Source organism: Paenibacillus sp. LX16 (assembly GCF_036252815.1).
Classification (GTDB): Bacteria; Bacillota; Bacilli; order Paenibacillales; family Paenibacillaceae; genus Paenibacillus; species Paenibacillus polymyxa_B.
This window is the reverse complement of sequence record NZ_CP141152.1, coordinates 3944631-3962607: the sequence shown is the minus strand read 5'-3', so window position 1 is coordinate 3962607 and position 17977 is coordinate 3944631. Positions and strand designations below refer to the sequence as shown.

14 protein-coding genes and 1 pseudogene are annotated in these 17977 nt (G+C 42.1%); 10 read left to right on the top strand and 5 right to left on the bottom strand.

The genetic code is table 11. The features are described from left to right. Positions 1 to 3: 3 nt before the first annotated feature. Positions 4 to 492 carry a hypothetical protein gene (locus T3H97_RS17630; RefSeq protein WP_328800408.1) on the bottom strand — a complete coding sequence of 163 codons (489 nt, stop codon included), beginning with the start codon at positions 490 to 492 and terminating at the stop codon, positions 4 to 6. A gap of 305 nt (positions 493 to 797) precedes the next feature. Between T3H97_RS17630 and T3H97_RS17625 the strand changes: the two genes are divergently transcribed. The 3 genes and pseudogenes from T3H97_RS17625 to T3H97_RS17615 all read left to right on the top strand — a co-directional run bounded on the left by T3H97_RS17625 (position 798) and on the right by T3H97_RS17615 (position 8128). Then, positions 798 to 2267, top strand: coding sequence for a transthyretin-like family protein (locus tag T3H97_RS17625; protein WP_328800407.1), 1470 nt, complete (start codon positions 798 to 800; stop codon positions 2265 to 2267). Between the two features lie 212 nt (positions 2268 to 2479). Then, positions 2480 to 3358, top strand: a complete 879-nt coding sequence (locus tag T3H97_RS17620) for a hypothetical protein (protein ID WP_328800406.1) — start codon at positions 2480 to 2482, stop codon at positions 3356 to 3358. Between the two features lie 193 nt (positions 3359 to 3551). Further along, positions 3552 to 8128 (top strand): annotated as a pseudogene (locus T3H97_RS17615) (fibronectin type III domain-containing protein). A 55-nt stretch (positions 8129 to 8183) separates the two neighbouring features. Here the strand turns inward: T3H97_RS17615 and T3H97_RS17610 are convergent. Continuing rightward, entirely contained in the window at positions 8184 to 8693 is a 510-nt protein-coding gene (locus T3H97_RS17610; RefSeq protein ID WP_328800405.1) for a discoidin domain-containing protein, read from the bottom strand. A gap of 217 nt (positions 8694 to 8910) precedes the next feature. Between T3H97_RS17610 and T3H97_RS17605 the strand changes: the two genes are divergently transcribed. Further along, positions 8911 to 9282 carry a hypothetical protein gene (locus tag T3H97_RS17605; RefSeq protein WP_328800404.1) on the top strand — a complete coding sequence of 124 codons (372 nt, stop codon included), beginning with the start codon at positions 8911 to 8913 and terminating at the stop codon, positions 9280 to 9282. A gap of 281 nt (positions 9283 to 9563) precedes the next feature. Next, on the top strand, positions 9564 to 10265 hold the full coding sequence (gene sigK / locus T3H97_RS17600; RefSeq protein WP_013311218.1) for an RNA polymerase sporulation sigma factor SigK: 702 nt from the start codon (positions 9564 to 9566) through the stop codon (positions 10263 to 10265). Between the two features lie 327 nt (positions 10266 to 10592). Here sigK and T3H97_RS17595 read toward each other — a convergent pair whose 3' ends face one another. After that, positions 10593 to 11567, bottom strand: a complete 975-nt coding sequence (locus tag T3H97_RS17595) for an alpha/beta hydrolase (RefSeq protein WP_328800403.1) — start codon at positions 11565 to 11567, stop codon at positions 10593 to 10595. After that, positions 11564 to 12193 (bottom strand): TetR/AcrR family transcriptional regulator, encoded by a 630-nt coding sequence (locus tag T3H97_RS17590; protein ID WP_190297636.1) that lies wholly within the window; start codon positions 12191 to 12193, stop codon positions 11564 to 11566. The genes T3H97_RS17595 and T3H97_RS17590 overlap by 4 nt, the downstream gene beginning before the upstream one ends. Positions 12194 to 12764: 571 nt before the next feature. On the opposite strand from T3H97_RS17590, the gene T3H97_RS17580 reads away from it, so the two are divergent. Further along, positions 12765 to 13226: a 2-thiouracil desulfurase family protein gene (locus tag T3H97_RS17580; protein WP_053325809.1), complete on the top strand. Its 462-nt coding sequence runs from the start codon at positions 12765 to 12767 to the stop codon at positions 13224 to 13226. Positions 13227 to 13328: 102 nt separating this feature from the next. Here T3H97_RS17580 and T3H97_RS17575 read toward each other — a convergent pair whose 3' ends face one another. Beyond that, a complete protein-coding gene (locus T3H97_RS17575) occupies positions 13329 to 14078 on the bottom strand; it encodes a YdcF family protein (RefSeq protein WP_272638539.1) in 750 nt (249 codons plus the stop codon). Positions 14079 to 14295: 217 nt separating this feature from the next. On the opposite strand from T3H97_RS17575, the gene T3H97_RS17570 reads away from it, so the two are divergent. The 4 genes from T3H97_RS17570 (at position 14296) to T3H97_RS17555 (ending at position 17682) form a co-directional block, all read left to right on the top strand. Further along, positions 14296 to 15183 (top strand): DMT family transporter, encoded by an 888-nt coding sequence (locus tag T3H97_RS17570; protein ID WP_103049568.1) that lies wholly within the window; start codon positions 14296 to 14298, stop codon positions 15181 to 15183. Positions 15184 to 15425: 242 nt separating this feature from the next. Then, positions 15426 to 16202, top strand: coding sequence for an NAD-dependent epimerase/dehydratase family protein (locus T3H97_RS17565; RefSeq protein WP_328800402.1), 777 nt, complete (start codon positions 15426 to 15428; stop codon positions 16200 to 16202). Positions 16203 to 16467: 265 nt separating this feature from the next. Continuing rightward, positions 16468 to 17190 (top strand): acyltransferase family protein, encoded by a 723-nt coding sequence (locus T3H97_RS17560; protein ID WP_328800401.1) that lies wholly within the window; start codon positions 16468 to 16470, stop codon positions 17188 to 17190. 15 nt (positions 17191 to 17205) lie between these two features. Further along, on the top strand, positions 17206 to 17682 hold the full coding sequence (locus T3H97_RS17555) for an acyltransferase family protein (protein WP_328800400.1): 477 nt from the start codon (positions 17206 to 17208) through the stop codon (positions 17680 to 17682). Positions 17683 to 17977 lie beyond the last annotated feature (295 nt).

Below are 17977 nucleotides of genomic sequence, written 5' to 3'. Positions count from 1 at the left end.
TATTTATTTCTTATTCAAAGTAACATCATGCTCTTTGGCAAGTGTGTTGACCTGTTCGCCAAAATCTCTAAATAGCTTTCTACCTTCGCTGAGCTTGGTGTTACTTTCATTGACTAAGTTCATATCCTGTTTATCCAACGCATCGAGCATCTTAATGAAGGCTTCCTTTTGAGTACTAGCGGCCTTGATGTAGGTTTCGTGGACGGCTCTTACCTCAGGGGTCTCCGTCTTTACAGCTTCTAACTTATCAACAAATTTGGTGTATTCCGGGATGATATCGTCTTTTAAAGCATTATATAGTGTAACATCATCTGTAAAGTTATCTCCGGTCACAGCTTCATACTTATCAGTAACTGCTTTTTCATCTTGTGCCAAAGGAAGCATTCCATCATTTACATACGTGATTAAATCTTTTTTTATCGGATCGGTAGAGCAGGCTGCCAAAATGGAGAAGCAACATAATACTAACATAAACAGGCTAAGTTTTTTCATCTGTATTCCCCTTTTTTATGTATGTTATGGGTAATTCGGTTCATTTAATAGTCTGAAAGAACTATCCATATTATTTGATTATATCGTATAAATAAGAGAATGGTAGGATTTTTATGGTAAAATAGTGTCGAAATTAAGTTGATTAACCTAAACCTATTCATTCAGATTACAAATAAGAATATTTTAAGGAGTATATTCCATTTTAACCAATAATGTATTATGATAGAGCCATACAGCCTAGAAATCGCCCTGGTTTATCCGGGGATAGCGGGAATTCCTTAAACCATTTGAGAGGGGATTTCAGTATGAAGAGGTTCAAAAAGGCTATTGCAGTTATGTTAAGCATGATGCTCCTGTTTGCTTTGGAAATGACTGCGAATGCGAGTGAAAGTACGGAGGCCACATCGGATCAAGCGATTAAAGTGGAATCCGAGATTCAGCTAACAACTGGAAATGAAGACGTGATTAAGCGTTTAACGCGAGCAGACAAGCCAGACAGCGTTACGTCTTCGGTTTATGTCGTGCAAGAAAATCTCAACTTCAAGACACCAGAGACAACCTTATTGAAAAGGGAACCCATTTCTTCGCTGAAAGCAAGCCCAATGGCTGCTTTAGCCACAGCTTCTTCTGCTACGTATTCCGGTACGATTACGCAAGAGGGAGGCACACAATTTTTATATCCGATTTATTTGCAGCCTGGTGAATTGTTGCAGTCCCAGTTGGATGGTCCATTTTCAGCCCAGCTTGACTATGACTTATACTTATATGAGTTTGATATGACGACAGGTGACATTAATCCTAATGCCATTGACGCATCCACCTATGGTACTTATTTTAACAATTATGAACAGGGTGCTGCTTCACTTCCTGAGAACGTAGGAACCCGTAACGCTACCGGATATGAAAAGGCATATGCGATTGCTGTTCATGCCAAAAAGGGTTCCAGCATCAATGATCCTTTCTATCTAACGGTCGATACAAGCTCCAGCTATGATGCATATGAACCAGATGAGAGTGCTTTCCATGCCTATAACTTTACCTTTAGTACGGGCGGTTCATCGCTTAATTCACGCTCCATTCATTCAGGCATTGATAATGACTGGTACCAAGTTACGATCCCTGCCAGCCGCAATTATGATGCTTTGAACGTAAAGCTTGATAGTGTTTCGGACGGTTATGGCTACAAAGCGGAAGTCTACGGAGCTCTTACCGGAAACCAAATGGCGCTTTTGCCGCAAACGAACCATAATGTCAGCTTAAATACAGGAACCTACTATGTTCGAGTGTACACAACCAATCAGTATTCACCCAATCATTTGTACACACTTACACTTAAGCCAGTGCTTCGGGCTGGCAAAATTGAAATTACCGGCTATGATTCTGCTAATGGTCCTAATGATTATCCGAACTACTCATATGGTCGTCATTATCGAGTTAATCAACGCAGCAACCTTACCGTGAAGGGGGTAGTTAAGACAACTGATGGATATCCAGTGGCAAATGCGCCTGTTGATGTGACATGGTTGAATCAGAACTGGACTGAAAGCAGCGGGAATCGTACTCGTACAGGCACAGCTTATACGGACCAGAATGGAGCCTTTAGTGTGACTCTTTCCCTGCCATCTTCCACTGGAAGTATAGCGGAATACCTGTCTGGAGCCATCAGTTTTACACACTACTATGATCTATCAGGGGTAGCCGTTCAGGTGTCAGGTACTTCGATTATAGACACAGATATTGTATATCACTTTGCCTATAGTATTTATGGCGGCTGATGGACGGGTTATTAAGCTAACACTAAGGTAACTTGTTGCTTGAATATTTTATATCTGAAACAAAAGTAGTTCGTTTCAATATTTGTTCAATTTTAGGACAAAGCATATGTTCATTCCATATATGCTTTGTCCGATATATATAGAAACAGGGTCACATTACACTATACATACGCCTTAGATTGCCTGTTACAAACATGACAGGAGGAAATAGAATGAATTTTGGACCTCTTAGAGCACAGCAAGCGATTCTTAATGCAAGTAGCTTACGGATCAATCCGACAAGCAAGCAAGCTCCACCACCCCAGCTTCATGAAGAACAGGTCTCCAGAGTGGTAGTTCAAGACTCCGTGGAGATTAGTGAAGCCGGTAGACAGTTGGCGGAAGGAGCTATTGTATCACAGGCTGCCAAGTATTTCGGTACAACACAGATCAATGATTCATTAAACCGGGTTTTGGAAGGTCAGTCAGAAGAAGTGTCTAATGCAGTGTACAGTATGATTGAATCTAATTTTATCATCGACGGAACAGTAACGGATGAGAGTCAACGAGCTGTGCTGCTGGAGATGGGAGTTACCCAATCCAAGTATATTGCCGATCATTACATGGAAGGCGACAAGGCCAAAGAGTTTCTGGAAACCATGAACCAGATTGCTAGTATTGCTTTGACACGATCCACTGATCCAGAGACCGGAGATATTAGCTACACGACTCCAATAGATCGTCCGTCAGGTGCTCCTGAGGATTATGTCAAGCTGTCGGAAGTGATGAAGCAGGTTGATCCTCAAAAATATACTGCGTACATGAATGATATTAAAGGTGGAGGAAATGGGCTGAGCCAACTGTTAAATTTTGCGCAAAAGGTTCCTCAACATCCCGATTGGATTGAGAAATACAAGGAACGTACGGGACAGAACGCAGAGTTGCTCAATAACACACCGCTAAACAATCGGTTTGACAAAGCTGATACGACATCAGCTTCTGCTTTTATGAACAGTATGCAAAATCTTCTTAAGGAATCTTCCGCTACTCAGGATTCTTACATGCAGAATATGCGAGGATTTTTTCGGAACTTAGGCGTTCAGGTCCATTAACACCTTCAAATAATTTGTCAGTTCTGTTTACAACCTGCTTGGAACGAAGTATAATAGCTTCAAAACATACTCGTGATATAGAGGAAGCACCTCAAACTTAGGCATTAACGCCTTCGTTTGAGGTGCTTTTTCTATTTTATCCGAAGCGAGTTTGTAAAACTCTTTGAAAATAAAATAAAGTAAGGAGAAGTGTATGTATCGAAAAAATAAGCGAAAGGTAAGGAAGTATAGGAAGTGGGTGCATGGATTTTTGGCTGTAGTCCTACTATTAACGATAATTCCCATATTTCCGGAAAGGGTATCAGCTGCTACTCAGGAGATCATGGGAGGACCTTTTTGCCAAAACAATTTGCCGGGTGGAGGCGACAGTTGGGGCTCTTGGTCAGGAAGTGGGATAGGAGCAACGGAAGTATACACTGGCATGGGTTCGGCCAGGTATAAATGTGATGGTATTACGCAGCCGACTGAACGTTTTATTGATATTGGAAGATCTATTAAGACTTCCGATTATAGAATTTTTGTTTACATTGAAGGGTCTTATCATACTGATATATATGCATCTAATAACGCAGCAGGCGACAGTTGGAGGCCTAATGGAACGAACTTATATACATGGACTAATGTAACGAGGATAGATATTATCAGGGAAAATGGTTAGATATCACCGACTCTATTACATTAAGAGATGTTCGATATTTCAGAGCGATGGGAACTAACCAACAGACAAGTGTTGAAATATCCAAGTTTGGAATCCGTGTTATTCCCAAATCAGACTTAATGCCTAAACCACCTCAGATCCATGCAGGTACAGAGGGACAAGCGATCACAGGATGGACCAAAGAACCTGTAAACGTGTGGATAAATGGGGACGTGGCTCCTGAAGGGCTAAAATACTATGAATATAGCCTGAATGGGGGAGCATTCCAGTCATACATAGGTCCCTTTACTGTATATGACCACGGGGTAAATACGATCTATGCCCGAACGGTGGACGTAAATAACCAGTATAGTGGTCTTTCTTCTGGAAATGTCCGAATAGACAAGATGCCTCCAACTCCACCCACCCTAAACGCAACGGGAAATAGTAATGACTATACGATTTCATTACAACCGGGCGTAGATGATTATTCTGGACTAGCCCATACTCAATTTCGTTTGACGGGCGTTGTGAATCAAGATTGGCAGGACTATGTTGGAGTGTTTCATGTGAATAAAGATGGCAAAAGCACGGTACATGCACGCTCTATTGACGGCGTCGGTAATGTGAGCCAAGAAGTAAGCAAAGAAGTCACCATTGATAAAAAGGGACCGACGGCTCCTGTCATCCAGGTTAGCGAGACAGGGCCAACGAACCATGATGTGAATATTACCATTGATTCAGGAAGTGACTCTACAAATGGAATTAAGATGACACAGTATCGCTTGATTCCATCAGGGGAGTGGTTGACTTACAAGGGTACTTTTACATTACATGCAGAAGGGATTTACGAATTATCAGCACGGACGATCAATAATCTCGATGTGTCTAGTTCAATCGTGACTCAATCGGTTATGATTGATCGAACCAAGCCAACGCCTCCGAAAGTTACGTTTTCCGAGGTGACGACACCTACCCGATATACCAATAAGCCAGTTCAGTTTGCTCTATCAGGTGCGACGGATACTACAGCAGTACATTATGAATATCAATTGGGTTCTGGCGCTTATGTGTCTGATTCATCAGGAATATTAAAGGGTTCAGGGATCATACAAGTGACTGCACAAGCTGTAGATGCAGCTGGAAATCGAAGCGATCCGGTGTCCGCAATGTCTTATATTGATTTGGAACCACCGACGATCCAACTGACGCCGGATTCGCGTGAATGGAAAGATACCCATATTCATATAAGGATACGATATGCCGATCAACATTCGGGGATTGAGTTATCCACAATGCAGTATAAAATCACGAACAGCCCTGATTCACCCGAAAACTGGGATGCTGCAGCCGATACAACAATCCAGATGGATCTTTCAGATGAAGGTGAATGGTATGTTCATGCCAAGGTCAAAGACAGGGTGGGTAACATTTATGAAACGGTCAGCAGTGCACTTCGCATTCAAAAGCAGCCCCAGTCGGTTGTGCTCTCTGCGACATCCGTACGAAATACGGAAGCTGATTTGCAGTGGACTCTCCCGTCGGTCCTTGATGATGGTTACGTTTATACAGTCCGAAATCTAACAACTAATGAGGTTTGGGACGTTACGCATCCGGCAAATTCTTTTACAGATAGAGGGCTGCAAGGAGGACGGCAATACGAATATGAAGTCCGTTCTAGTAATCATGTAGGAGGCAATGCGTATTCCAATCGAGTCCATGTATTAACGTTACCTGATGCTCCTGATCATATCCAGTTACGACCTGTCTCACGTCATTCTACAGAAATCTTGGCTGACTTTACGCCAGTTTCATCAGCTAACAAATATAATATTACAGCAGCAGACGTAAGTACGGGAGAAATCATATTTAAGGATACGGTTACACAGGATGTGTATAATCCAATTACGGGAATGAAGCCTGGTCAATATTACGATGTTTCTGTATCAGCTATTAATGACACTGGAGAGGGTACAGCAAAGCATGTATCTTTTCTAAGTCTACCAGACAGCCCTAACGGATTCCGGAATGTAACTGTAAGAGAAGATGGAATCGACTTGAAGTGGAATTCTGTAATCACTGCCACCTACTACGCCCTAGAACGTGACGAAGTATCGGTTTATAACGATGTGTATACAGAATTCGTCGATACTGATCTTCAGGCGGGAACAGAGTATGGTTATAACGTTTCCGCTGAAAATGCAACAGGATTCGGAGACTATGCTCATCTGGGAGTCATCACTTTACCTGATCGAGTAACTACAATATCGAGTGTGACGAAGGATGTGTATGCTATCGGTGTTGCGTGGCAGGATGTGCAGGGGGCTGAAGGATACATCTTGAATGTTAACGATGAACCGAAGGTGCGGGTTGCGCGTGGTATCCACTCTTATACTTTTGAGGGCTTGCCTGCGGGTAGATCTGCCAATATTAAAATACGAGCCTACAATCGAAGTGGTACAGGTAAAGATACATCTATCAACGAATTAACACTACCTAATTCGACTGTGCAACTTGCAACTGAAGATGTTCGCGAGCACGATGCCACGTTGATATGGGCCCCGGTTGATGGGGCAACTCAATATAAGGTAACGATCAACGGTCAAGATTTTTATAGTACGGAACCACGTGTGGTTGTATCTGGTTTAACAGGTGGGAGAAGCTATGATTTTCAAGTGAGCAGTGGGAACAGTAGTGGTTTCAGCCAGCCAGCGTTGGGTGATCTGCTGACACTTCCTCCTGAAGTACAAAATGTTAATGTTACAGAACTTGAGGCTGGCCAGATTTCGCTGAGCTGGGATGAAATCCAGAGCGCTTATCAATATACTGTAACCCGTAAAGATACGGGGGAAGTTTTTAACACCAGAGATACTCATATTAAGCTTTCAGATATCCAGCCTGGTATGATTTACTCGTTTGGTATACAGGCCGTGAATACAACAGGGGTAGGTAATATATCTCCCTTTACGTATCGCGCTTTGCCAGGTCAAATACCAGACAATAGATTGACTGTGAAAGAAGTAACAGATACCGATTTGGTTGTTACGTGGAAAGAAGCTTCGGGTGCAGATGCTTACAATGTCTACCAAAACGGGGTGCTTATCGGTCATACGACCTCCCATGAATTTAAAGTAGATGGATTGGATAGTTCTACATTGTATCGTATTACCGTCAAGCCATTGAACACAAGTGGTGAAGGTAAGCAGACAGAAGATCAGGTCGAGACGCTGCCGTCTCCAGCGTTTGCGTTTTCAAAGACAGAAACAACGAATAGTGAGTTTATCATCCATTGGGAGTCAGAACATAAAAATGATATTTTCGTTCTCGCTAGTGAAGGAGGAACAGAGCTATATCGTGGTAAGGATCGAAGCTATATCTGGAGACAACTTAAAGAGAAGCAATTGTATAAAGTTCAACTATGGGCAGAAAATAGTCAAGGAAAACGCACAGAGGCAAAACAAGCGAATGGAAAAACAACGGGTAATACTGTGGACGCAGGGGGTGGAGCAGGAGGGGCGGAGAGTGTAAAACCGATTCAACCTGTTGTAAAGGAGCCGATAGAAACAGAGCCCATTCAAGATTCAACCGTTAAGACGAAGGCAAATCATTTTAGTGACATTGATCGGGTATTCAATAAAGAAAAAATAAATGTGCTTGCCGATTTGGGTGTAGTAAAGGGAACGACCCACACGCTATTTGAGCCGAACAGACCTGTAACGCGTATGGAGTTCACTTCTATGCTGGTCCGTTCCTTGAAATTACCGCTCGAAACGGATGTGACTTTAGGGTTCGAGGATATCAATCCATCGGCGTGGTACGTTGATCTGCTCAAAACGGCGATTAAAGATCAGGTCGCTCGTGGGTTTAGTAATAGAGAATTTGGCCCAGATCGGGTCATTAACCGTGAGCAGGCGGCTAAAATGGTGAATAACATTATCAAAGCTACACCACAGCAAGAAAGCAGTGCATACTCAGATTCCTCTCAAATTGTAGAGTGGGCCAGAAAGGATGTACTTGGTCTAACCGAGATTAATTTAGTACAAGGATATCCAGATGGTAGCTTCCGTGCCAAACAGGAGGTCACACGGGCGGAAGCGGCTGAGATGATTTATAACATGCTACAAATGAAATAGAACGAATCAAGGGGCGGCGTTGGCCAGCCCCTTTTTTTGTGTGTACTAACTTAACTTATTCCGCAATAGCGGGGTTTATATTGGATGCTCTGTAGGCAGGAACGCCATTAATGAGTGCGGTTCTTAGCTGAATATATCGTATACCATAATAGGAGGTTGTACTACTCATCCCGGAGGAAAGTACAGCTACTTTATAATATGAAAAAGGAATCTCATTACTAAATTGATAGGTTGTTTTTGCAGTGGTTGGCAAAGTTTCGACTTCACCTAACCTAAACCAATTCTCTCCGTCATTAGAGCCGTGAAAAGAAAATGAAAGTATAAAAGCTCGAGAAGATGGCTGAGCTAAAAGAATATCATTGATCGTCTTACCTGTATCTAATTTGAAGATGATTTCTCCACCTTTACCGCTTAAACTGCTCTCCCAATAGAGATTATTATCGACTAAAACATTTTTCGGAAAAGTATTTTTAGAATCCCCGTTGGTTGAAACATTTTCCTCTGCTATAACAACAGGAACTACGGAAAAAGTATAGTTATCTGGATTTTGACTGAATTTTGCCATGTTGAAATTCCTCCTTAAATTTAATTTTTGAATGTGGTGAAAAGGTTGATTTATATCATTTATATGAAACTCTCTATGAATATATTCCTTGATGATGGAATGCATACTAGTGTTTAAGCGGTCCAACTTCATAATAGCAAGCTCATTTGCGGGCGGGGAGTTGCATGTTTAGAATATAAATAACTAATTAAGGTGCGAGAAAGGAAATGGATAGAATATGAAAATATACACTTATTATTTGGGAGACGGCATATTCCCTTTGGATTGGGAAGTTTGTTTTAGTACTGTTGAGGAATATAAAAGAAAATTATTTGAGAAGTACACGACTTCCCAAGAATATAATGATTTTGTAATAGGTGGATTTAATGTGCTTACCGACAAAATAGATGCGATTCTGAATTATGCTTTAGAGAACTTTCGAAAAGAATTTTCTCATAATTATGAGTTGCGTTGTCCGGCTATGATATTTCCATTGCCAAGAGGCGATGAAAGTAATGGTGCTGAGTTTGCTATTGTTTTAAAACGAGATGAAGATGGAGATACAATGGTCTATTCCCCGCTCCCATTGTCATATTTAGAAAGAAATTAATGCTCTACTGAAAGAAAATGAGGAAACCAAGTGTTGAATAATGTAAAGCTATCCCGGCTTTCCCCCTGGCTATATGGAGTGCGTTGATTTGTATCGAAGAGATCTTTACGTTTCGAATTAAGTATTGGAAGTTGCTCCAGAAAGATATCCAGCAAATTGTTACGGGGCAGTTTTCGGAGTACAGGCACGGATGGGCACCTGCCTACATACAATAAACAGACCGCAAGCCCGGTAAGTAACAAAGGCCGGTAAGTTCGCAACTACCTCAGGAGGTGTCATCCGTGCCCGGACTATTTAGCGCTATCGCTCTGTTCATCAAGGAATTGACGCTACTCGTTTCCTACGTGAAAAACAACGCCTTTCCGCAGCCATTGACTGAGAAAGAGGAAGCTCGACACCTAAAGCTGTTTGCCGAAGGCAACGCACACTCCCGTAACACACTCATTGAACATAACCTACGGCTGGTGGCCCATATTGTGAAAAAATTCGATAACACCGGCGAAGATTTGGAGGACCTTATATCCATCGGTACCATCGGACTGATCAAGGCCATTGAAAGCTTTCAGACTGGGAAAGGCACCAAGCTGGCAACATTTGCAGCCCGTTGTATAGAAAATGAGATTCTGATGCATTTGCGATCTCTGAAAAAAACACGCAAAGACGTATCTCTCCACGATCCTATAGGGACTGATAAGGAAGGCAACGAGATTACTTTGATTGATATCCTCGGCACCGAGGCGGACGATATTGTAGATAAAGTACAACTCAAAATCGAGAAGAGTAAAATCTATCGCAACCTGGATATTTTAGATGAGCGTGAAAAAGAAGTGGTGATTGGCCGTTTCGGCCTGGAAGCCGGAGGAGAGGAACGAACACAGCGGGAAATTGCCAGAGAGCTGGGGATTTCGCGCTCGTATGTGTCACGAATCGAAAAGCGCGCGCTGATGAAGTTGTACCATGAGTTTTACAAGCAGAAGGGGTAATGGATAAGGAGATATATGAAGCCGCTTAAGGCCCTTAACAGGGCCTTTTTAGGTTTTTTTCATAATTCAATTACTTGCTTCTTTTCAGAGGCGTGTTTAAATTGCATCCCCCTCTGCCCATCCAATATTCTTACCTAAGGCTATCTTATAAAAACAACTGCTCCTTTTCGCTTAAATAATAACTATTTTGCTGTGTGTTATCATTTAAAACGCAAATAAAAGCCTGTAGTGGTTTTCTACACTACAGGCTAAAAATGCTTGATATTATTGGGTATTTTCACTTCATCAGAACAAGCACCTTCGCTAGTTGGCTCTCTTGGATTGAATTTATTTTCCTACATACTCATCCAAAAAGCGATCTACTCTTTTGAAATATTCAGTGGGGTAATGGTTGATGGCATCGATGTGCTCCGTATTTTGCGGGTACCATACTTCTGCTTTTGGGTTATCTTTTAAGGACTCGTAAATAATTTCTGTATTTTTATAACTAATTTGCTGATCTCCAGTACCATGAATAAGCATAACTGGTTTGTCTTGCATTTTTTTTACCGCATCCATAGGAGATATGGAATCAAGATCAACCTTAAAGGCCCAATTTGCCATCCATGTCGATGTATAACTGAATGGAAACGCAGGTAAACCCGAAAAGAAGGGCAAACCCTCTCTCAGAAATAGACCAGCATTACGAAAAGGACTATCCGCAATTACGGCTTTGATGTCATCACTTTCACTTGCGGCTAGCAAAGAAGTAGCAGCCCCCATTGAAAAGCCGATAACTCCAATCTTATCACCCGTATGGTCTCTGGATTTTAAATAGCTTACAGCTCCTAGCAAATCGTATTTTTCATTGAAGCCCAGTGTAATCAAATCACCATCGGATTTACCTTGTGAGCTGAGGTCAAATGCCAATACATTGTAGCCTTTCGGAACGAAATGCTCTACTAACTTTTGGGTACGCCCTTTGACTAAACGATTGCTCGTATATCCATGGACGACAATAATCGTCTTATTACTTGATTTACCAGGAAGACCACTTGCAGGAAAGAAGGAACCTCTAATCGTATTATCATTTTTCAGACTCTTGAACTCGACCTCTTCGTAGGGAGTTTTATCGATATTCAATCCGTAGCTGACATTAGTGTCTCTAGGATGGTGCAACAAGGTGTCTACTACTTTATAAGATATAAAAAATACAAGAGCCATCACAAGCAAAAGCACGATTCCTAGGCTCCATAAAATTTTCTTCCGTTTTTTCACACGAACGTTAAATGTCAGATCGGGTTGTAATGATGTTTGACTCATTCAGACTCCTCCAGTTCTTCTTTAGGTTGTATGGGGGCGAACAAATAAAAGGCATGCCCCTTCAGATTTTCCCACTCGGGATGATGAATAATACTTTCTTCAAGAGTTAAGGCCACTCCATTTAAGAAAGAGATATAGGCACGAGAGATCATTGCTGGAGAAAAGCTTTTGTTGAATTCTCCCATTAACTGTCCCTTGGCATAGACGCATTCGATCGCATCTGTCATTACCTTTATACTTTCAAGGACCTTCTGTGTAAGTTCAGGGTATCTTATTCGTTGTCCTAAGACAGATTGAACAAGCCGCAATTCATTTATATAGAAGTAGATATGGTTGAATTGTTCTGCCACCATGTTCTTAATCAATACGCCCGGCGTCCCCTCTTGTTGTAGACAAGCAAGCGATTTCACCTGAATATCAGCAAGCGGCTCAAGGACAGCGGCGTAGTATAAAGCTTCTTTGCTGGGGAAATATTGAAAAATGGTTCCAGGAGTCACTCCCACACTCTGCGCAATGATAGCCGTTGTGGTATTAGAATATCCACTTTCTGCGAACAGGACAACAGCTTCTTCTAGGATACGTTTACGCCGTTCCAGTCTTTTTTCTTCATTGATGGGTCTTGCCAAATGTATTCCCCTCTCTTTAAACTAAACTTTTATTAATTAAATGAATGATTATTTAATTAATAATATATCTTAAATTACGACTTATAGCAAGAGTGAATTTATCTTACTTACGAGCAGGGTGAACCTCAACAATAAAAATAAGCCGTAGTGCTACCCAACATGCGCCTCCGGCTTGTTTTTATCAGGTTATTTTGGATGAGTACACGTTCCGCCTTTCTTAAATTTGATAAACCAGTGAAGATTTGGAGGACCTCATATCCTTCGGTACCATCGGACTGATCAAGGCCATTGAAAGTCAAACAGAAGGGATAAATGACAAAGGAGATACGTTAAAATCCCGCAGTATTTGAAGGCCCTAATCAGGGCCTTTTTTCAATACTTGTATTTCAAACAGAGTTCAAAAAGGTATGGGTAGAGTGCAGGATCATGATTATGGCATCAACTGGACGAATATCCTTACGGAACGCGGACGTAGTGACGAGTCTAAATTTTCGCACGATGACTCTACGAGAAAATTTGTTTATACTTTAACTACTTAATAGTGAATGCAATGGATATGAGGTGGAAGCTAATGATTCTGGTAAGTTCGTGTTTGGCGGGCATGAAGGTACGATATAACGGGACGGATAGCCTGGATGTACATATTCAGAAGTTGGTAGAGGAAAAGAAGGCTATGACAATCTGTCCTGAGCTTTTGGGGGGCTTTGTGACTCCGAGAGAGCCTGCTGAGATTGTTGGAGGGACAGGGGAGGATGTGCTGAACGGCACAGCCAAGGTGGTCGAGTTTTCAGGCAACGATGTCAGCGATATGTACATTAGAGGTGCGTACGAAGCCCTGAATATAGCCAGAGAGGTTAACGCAACATTTGTTGTTTTAAAAGAAAACAGCCCGTCCTGCGGATCAGCAGCAATATATAATGGGTCATTCGAAAATCGTAAAATAGCAGGTAACGGGGTAACCTCGGCTTTGTTAAAAAAGGAAGGCTTTAAGGTCATATCGGAAGAACAAATATCGGATATTTTCTTGGATTAAATATGAAATGGTAGATCAAGCGCCTTGCTAGCTTACAGGCTTATACCTGCAAGCGCAAGACGCTTGTTTGTGCTGTGTGCCGCTATACAATTAGACATCACATTATTTAAGCTTTAATGCAAGAATTCCTAGGTATTCCTTGAGGGCTGTTCCGGTTGTAGACATGGCCCCAGCAGATGGCGAGAGCTTGCCAGCATACAGTGACAGCTTTTCACTTGCCAGATAGTCGGTAGGATAAGCTATGGCCTGCACGCCTGCACGCTGAAATTCCAGTGCAGCACGTGGCATATGGAAAGCGGAGGTCACCAGAACAGGTCTAGTGAGTTGATGTTTTTCTAAAATTTGCGATGTATACACGGCATTTTGCTGTGTGTTCAAAGAACGGTTTTCGATCAGGATGTCCTTTGCCGGAATACCGAGTCCTAGCAGCTGCCTTTGCGCAATATTTGCTTCATTACCACTGTCTCCAAACACTTGCCCGCCGGAGAAAAGAATGGGTAAGCCTGTTGCTTCGTGCAGTCGGGCCGCAGTGAGCAGTCGATTAGCCGCAGATCCTAGCAGATTGCCTTGTCCATTGATGTCGGGGGTTCCCTGTGTGGCTCCGCCCCCAAGTACGACAATGACATCGCCTTGAATAGTACGGGGTTGTGGGTACTGTTTTTCCAGGCTACTGATTAACAAATCTCCAGCCAAATTGGTCGAGGAAACATACAGCAGCAATGTGACAAGAAGCAGTACGACCGCAGGTATACGTACCCTTTTCCATAGCCAGATCACGAGCCCTGCCATCACCAGGATGAACAAACCGGGAGGGAGCACAAAGCTGTACAAAAATTTGATGATATAAATCAAGTGCAGACAACCTCCTATCCTTATAAGCTTTATCTATCTTTTTGGTATATTGTAACATAGGAAAATGACTGGATTCCTCTGTCCGAAGACATACCTCGATGAACAAGCGGGCATGAAAGATGGAGCTTTCCAATACATATTTTTTGTTTGATAAAGTTGTTCTGTAGGCGTAGTATATAAAGTCTAGTGATTTTTTTCATAGAGGAGCGATAGCGTCATGGGAGAGTTAACGACAGCCAAGCGGATGATGATGATCGCACTACTGGTTGTATTGTGGGGCATTTCTTGGCCCATTTATAAAGTGGCATTGGAATTCACACCTCCATTGTTGTTTGCAGGGCTACGTACACTGCTGGGCGGTCTGCTATTAGGAGCAATTTTAGTACCGAGATGGAATCGCATTCGTTGGAAAGAAAATTGGCGAGTGTATGCTATTTCAGGTATTTTTAACGTGGTACTGTTTTATGGCCTGCAAACAGTGGGACTGATGTACGTCCCCTCCGGCTTGTTTTCTGTGCTGGTATATCTCCAGCCTGTGCTGGTCGGTATTTTTGCATGGATGTGGCTAGGGGAAGCGATGTCCAGACTCAAGGTACTTGGATTGGTCATCGGATTTTTGGGCGTTGCAGCTGTCAGTGTCGGCGGATTTTCAGGGCATGTGGCTGTGGCAGGTGTAATCATCGCCATTATTACAGCCGTGAGCTGGGCATTGGGAACGGTATATGTGAAAAAGGTAAACCAGCGAGTGGATTCGCTGTGGCTGGTTGCATTTCAATGTACACTTGGAGGCATTGTGCTGACGGGAGCTGGAACGGTGACGGAAAGCTGGTCAGATATCGTATGGAATGTCCCGTATGTGTCAGGGCTGATATTTGGCACGGTGCTGGGAATTTCACTTTCCTGGTTGCTGTATTTCACACTTGTTAATTCAGGGGATGCGAGTAAGGTTGCGTCCTATACGTTTTTGGTGCCTGTGATCTCGGTGTTTGTCAGCTCGTTGGTGCTGGGTGAAGCGATTACGGCTTTCCTGCTTATCGGGTTGATCTTAATCGGGCTTAGCATTTATTTGGTTAATCGCAGAGCGAGAGTAGTACGACAAGCTTGAGCGTAGTAGTTGAAACAAAAAAATTGAAAGATAGAACTTGAAACATAGAATTTGAAACAAAGTAACAACAAGGGACTCTTGCACAGTAGCAGGGTCCCTTTTTATATGCCAACAGGAGACACAGCTAAGGGGGCTATGACCTACCGAATTCGAGAGTTTAAGGGGTTTCCTCCCTGGGGAGTTGGTTAAGATTATGATATGGATGACAGCATACAACCAAGCAAAGAAGGGAGATGCGGACGATGGCACGAAAATTATTGATTACAGGTGCGGCAGGTACAATTGGTGAAGTATTGTATGAAGGGCTACAAGCGGAAGGTAAATATGAAATAACCGCTGCTGATGTGAAGAGCGATGAAGAGGCAGGGATTGTGGAAATGGATATACATGATGCTGCACGACTGGATGAGCTGACGCGCGGAGTGGATACGGTACTGCATTTTGCATGGATCAAGGATGAAGGGGATTTCCTCGGCAAAGTGCTGTCTGGCAATGTTAGCGGAGCCTACAAGCTGTATGAAGCTGCGGTGAAAAATGGGGTAAAGCGTATTGTTTTTGCCAGTTCCAATCATGCCACAGGGTTTTATAAAGTAGGCGAAAGCATAGATGTAGAAGATCCCTACCGACCAGACAGTTTTTATGGATTGAGTAAGTGCTACATTGAACTGTTGGGACGGCTGTATGCCGATCAGGGCAAAATATCTTCAATGAATATCCGTATCGGAAATTTTCCTGGGGATGATCGGCCCCATTCGGAGCGCGCCGCTCATATTTGGATTTCCGAGCGCGATATGATCCGTCTGACCGTCTGCTGTATCGAAGCTCGTCCGGAGATGAGTTATCTTAATTTGTACGGTACGTCAGCCAATACGGATAATTATTATGACATTGGCTACTTGGAAGAACTAATCGGATATAAGCCGCAGGATAATGCCGCTGAGCTGCTGGAGCAGGCCAAGAAAATCGGATTTCGGGTAAAACAGGATGAAACCACTTTTCAGGGTGGACAAAAGGAATAGAGTAGATCGTTCAAATATGCTTTGTGAATGGGCTCAAGGCGTCGATCAGGCGCCTCTTCCGCAATGGGCGCACCTCTGGCGGGAGTCTACAACTTTATTTTTTAGAATAATCTCAGTTTGCAGTACGGACACCTTCTCCTAGATATCCAGTATAATACTTTGTTTTTTACTGACATCTATTTCAAGATCTCGTTATTCTCAAATACAAAATGGTTAACGATGTGCATTTAATCGCGCAGCATCGCATGTTATAATAGCCTCACTAATGGAAGAAGAGGGAAAAATGAATAAAGAGACATCTGAAAAACAGCTATTCTATTTGGATGGCCTTAGGGGACTCGCGGCATTTGCCGTGGTTATTTCGCACTACATACAAGTATTTTATCCAGCTGCGTTAACTGGAAAACCGCAACAAGCTCATTTTGAATGGGATATCTGGTACGGACATTCTCCGATTAATTTATTTTATAATGGACAATTTGCCGTTTGTTTGTTTTTTGTGCTAAGTGGTTATGTGCTCAGTGTCAAAATGTTTGAAAAAGAGCTCGATAGTGAGACCTTTCTAAAATTGTTGCATTCCAGCGCCCTACGAAGGTACATTCGGCTTGCCGTGCCGGCAGCGGTATCCGTATTGCTTGTGTATCTAGCAATTATTACGAATGCCTTTTATCTCCAAGATATATGGGGAACAACATGGACGGATATGAAAAAGAACTATTACGCTTTAGATACAAATATATATACCGTTATCAAGGCTACTATTTTTGATCCGTTTTTCCGTTTTGAAGCACATCCTTACAATCCAGTCCTTTGGACAATGTGCTATGAGCTATTAGGTTCTTTTTTGATATTCGGTTTTCTTGCTTTATTTGGACGAGTAAAAAAAAGATGGATTGTGTATGTGGTCTTATCCATTGCTTTTATTCAAACCTATTTTGTCGCTTTTTTGTGGGGAATGCTACTTGCTGATTTGCTCAAGCACAAATAGGTCCAAAGTAAAATAATGAAAGTACTTGTGCTTTTAGTGGGGATTTACTTAGGTTCGGCGCCTTATACTTCATTAATGGGGACTATGTATGAACCTATAGAAGTGTGGACAAAAAATATCAATGAATGGATTCAATTTGACATCGACCCACGACTTCTTGCACGTACCCTGGGTTCTGCTATGATTTTGTTTGCTCTGATTCGTTCAAAAGTGCTGCAGCATGTGTTTGGATGGAGACCTTTTGTTTATTTAGGACAGATTTCATTTTCCCTTTACCTCATTCATTTCACTTTCCTAAATACGTTCTCCGCGTTCCTGTTTAGTAAAGTAATTCATTTTTTTAATTATAATCTTGCCTATGCAATTACGTTTCTGGTTTCCATGGTGCCTTTATTTATTTTGTCGCATTATTATATGAAATATATTGATCAAGGTGCATTAAAACTAGCACGAAAAGTTGAAAAAAAGATGACCGCTTACAAAAAAACGTAGAGTTGAAACCGACAATACTGCGTTTTTTGGTGGTAGATTACCTAAGCTCATTCCAGACCTTCAGAGCAAAGAATTTCAAAAAAGCGATTCAATGAGCGTGAACTTGTTGACAAGGATCTCGTCGAAAAATGTAAGAGTCTCGTTTTTTAAGAGGAATTTTTTGAAAAAGTGGAAGTGGAGTTAGATACTAGTACATAAGGAAATTATGTCATTAAATGTCGTATAATTGGTTATTTGGTAGAATATAACCTGTCATGTTATGATATTAGCGTATTCAAAAAAATTATAATTATAT

Bases quoted from the DNA above. Each gene is read 5' to 3' on its own strand.
- T3H97_RS17565 (WP_328800402.1), top strand. From the start codon at position 15,426: ATGGCACGAAAATTATTGATTACAGGTGCGGCAGGTACAATTGGTGAA.
- T3H97_RS17630 (WP_328800408.1), bottom strand. From the start codon at position 492: ATGAAAAAACTTAGCCTGTTTATGTTAGTATTATGTTGCTTCTCCATT.
- T3H97_RS17605 (WP_328800404.1), top strand. From the start codon at position 8,911: ATGAAAATATACACTTATTATTTGGGAGACGGCATATTCCCTTTGGAT.
- T3H97_RS17595 (WP_328800403.1), bottom strand. From the start codon at position 11,567: ATGAGTCAAACATCATTACAACCCGATCTGACATTTAACGTTCGTGTG.
- T3H97_RS17610 (WP_328800405.1), bottom strand. From the start codon at position 8,693: ATGGCAAAATTCAGTCAAAATCCAGATAACTATACTTTTTCCGTAGTT.
- T3H97_RS17620 (WP_328800406.1), top strand. From the start codon at position 2,480: ATGAATTTTGGACCTCTTAGAGCACAGCAAGCGATTCTTAATGCAAGT.
- T3H97_RS17560 (WP_328800401.1), top strand. From the start codon at position 16,468: ATGGAAGAAGAGGGAAAAATGAATAAAGAGACATCTGAAAAACAGCTA.
- T3H97_RS17570 (WP_103049568.1), top strand. From the start codon at position 14,296: ATGGGAGAGTTAACGACAGCCAAGCGGATGATGATGATCGCACTACTG.
- T3H97_RS17580 (WP_053325809.1), top strand. From the start codon at position 12,765: ATGATTCTGGTAAGTTCGTGTTTGGCGGGCATGAAGGTACGATATAAC.
- T3H97_RS17555 (WP_328800400.1), top strand. From the start codon at position 17,206: ATGAAAGTACTTGTGCTTTTAGTGGGGATTTACTTAGGTTCGGCGCCT.
- T3H97_RS17625 (WP_328800407.1), top strand. From the start codon at position 798: ATGAAGAGGTTCAAAAAGGCTATTGCAGTTATGTTAAGCATGATGCTC.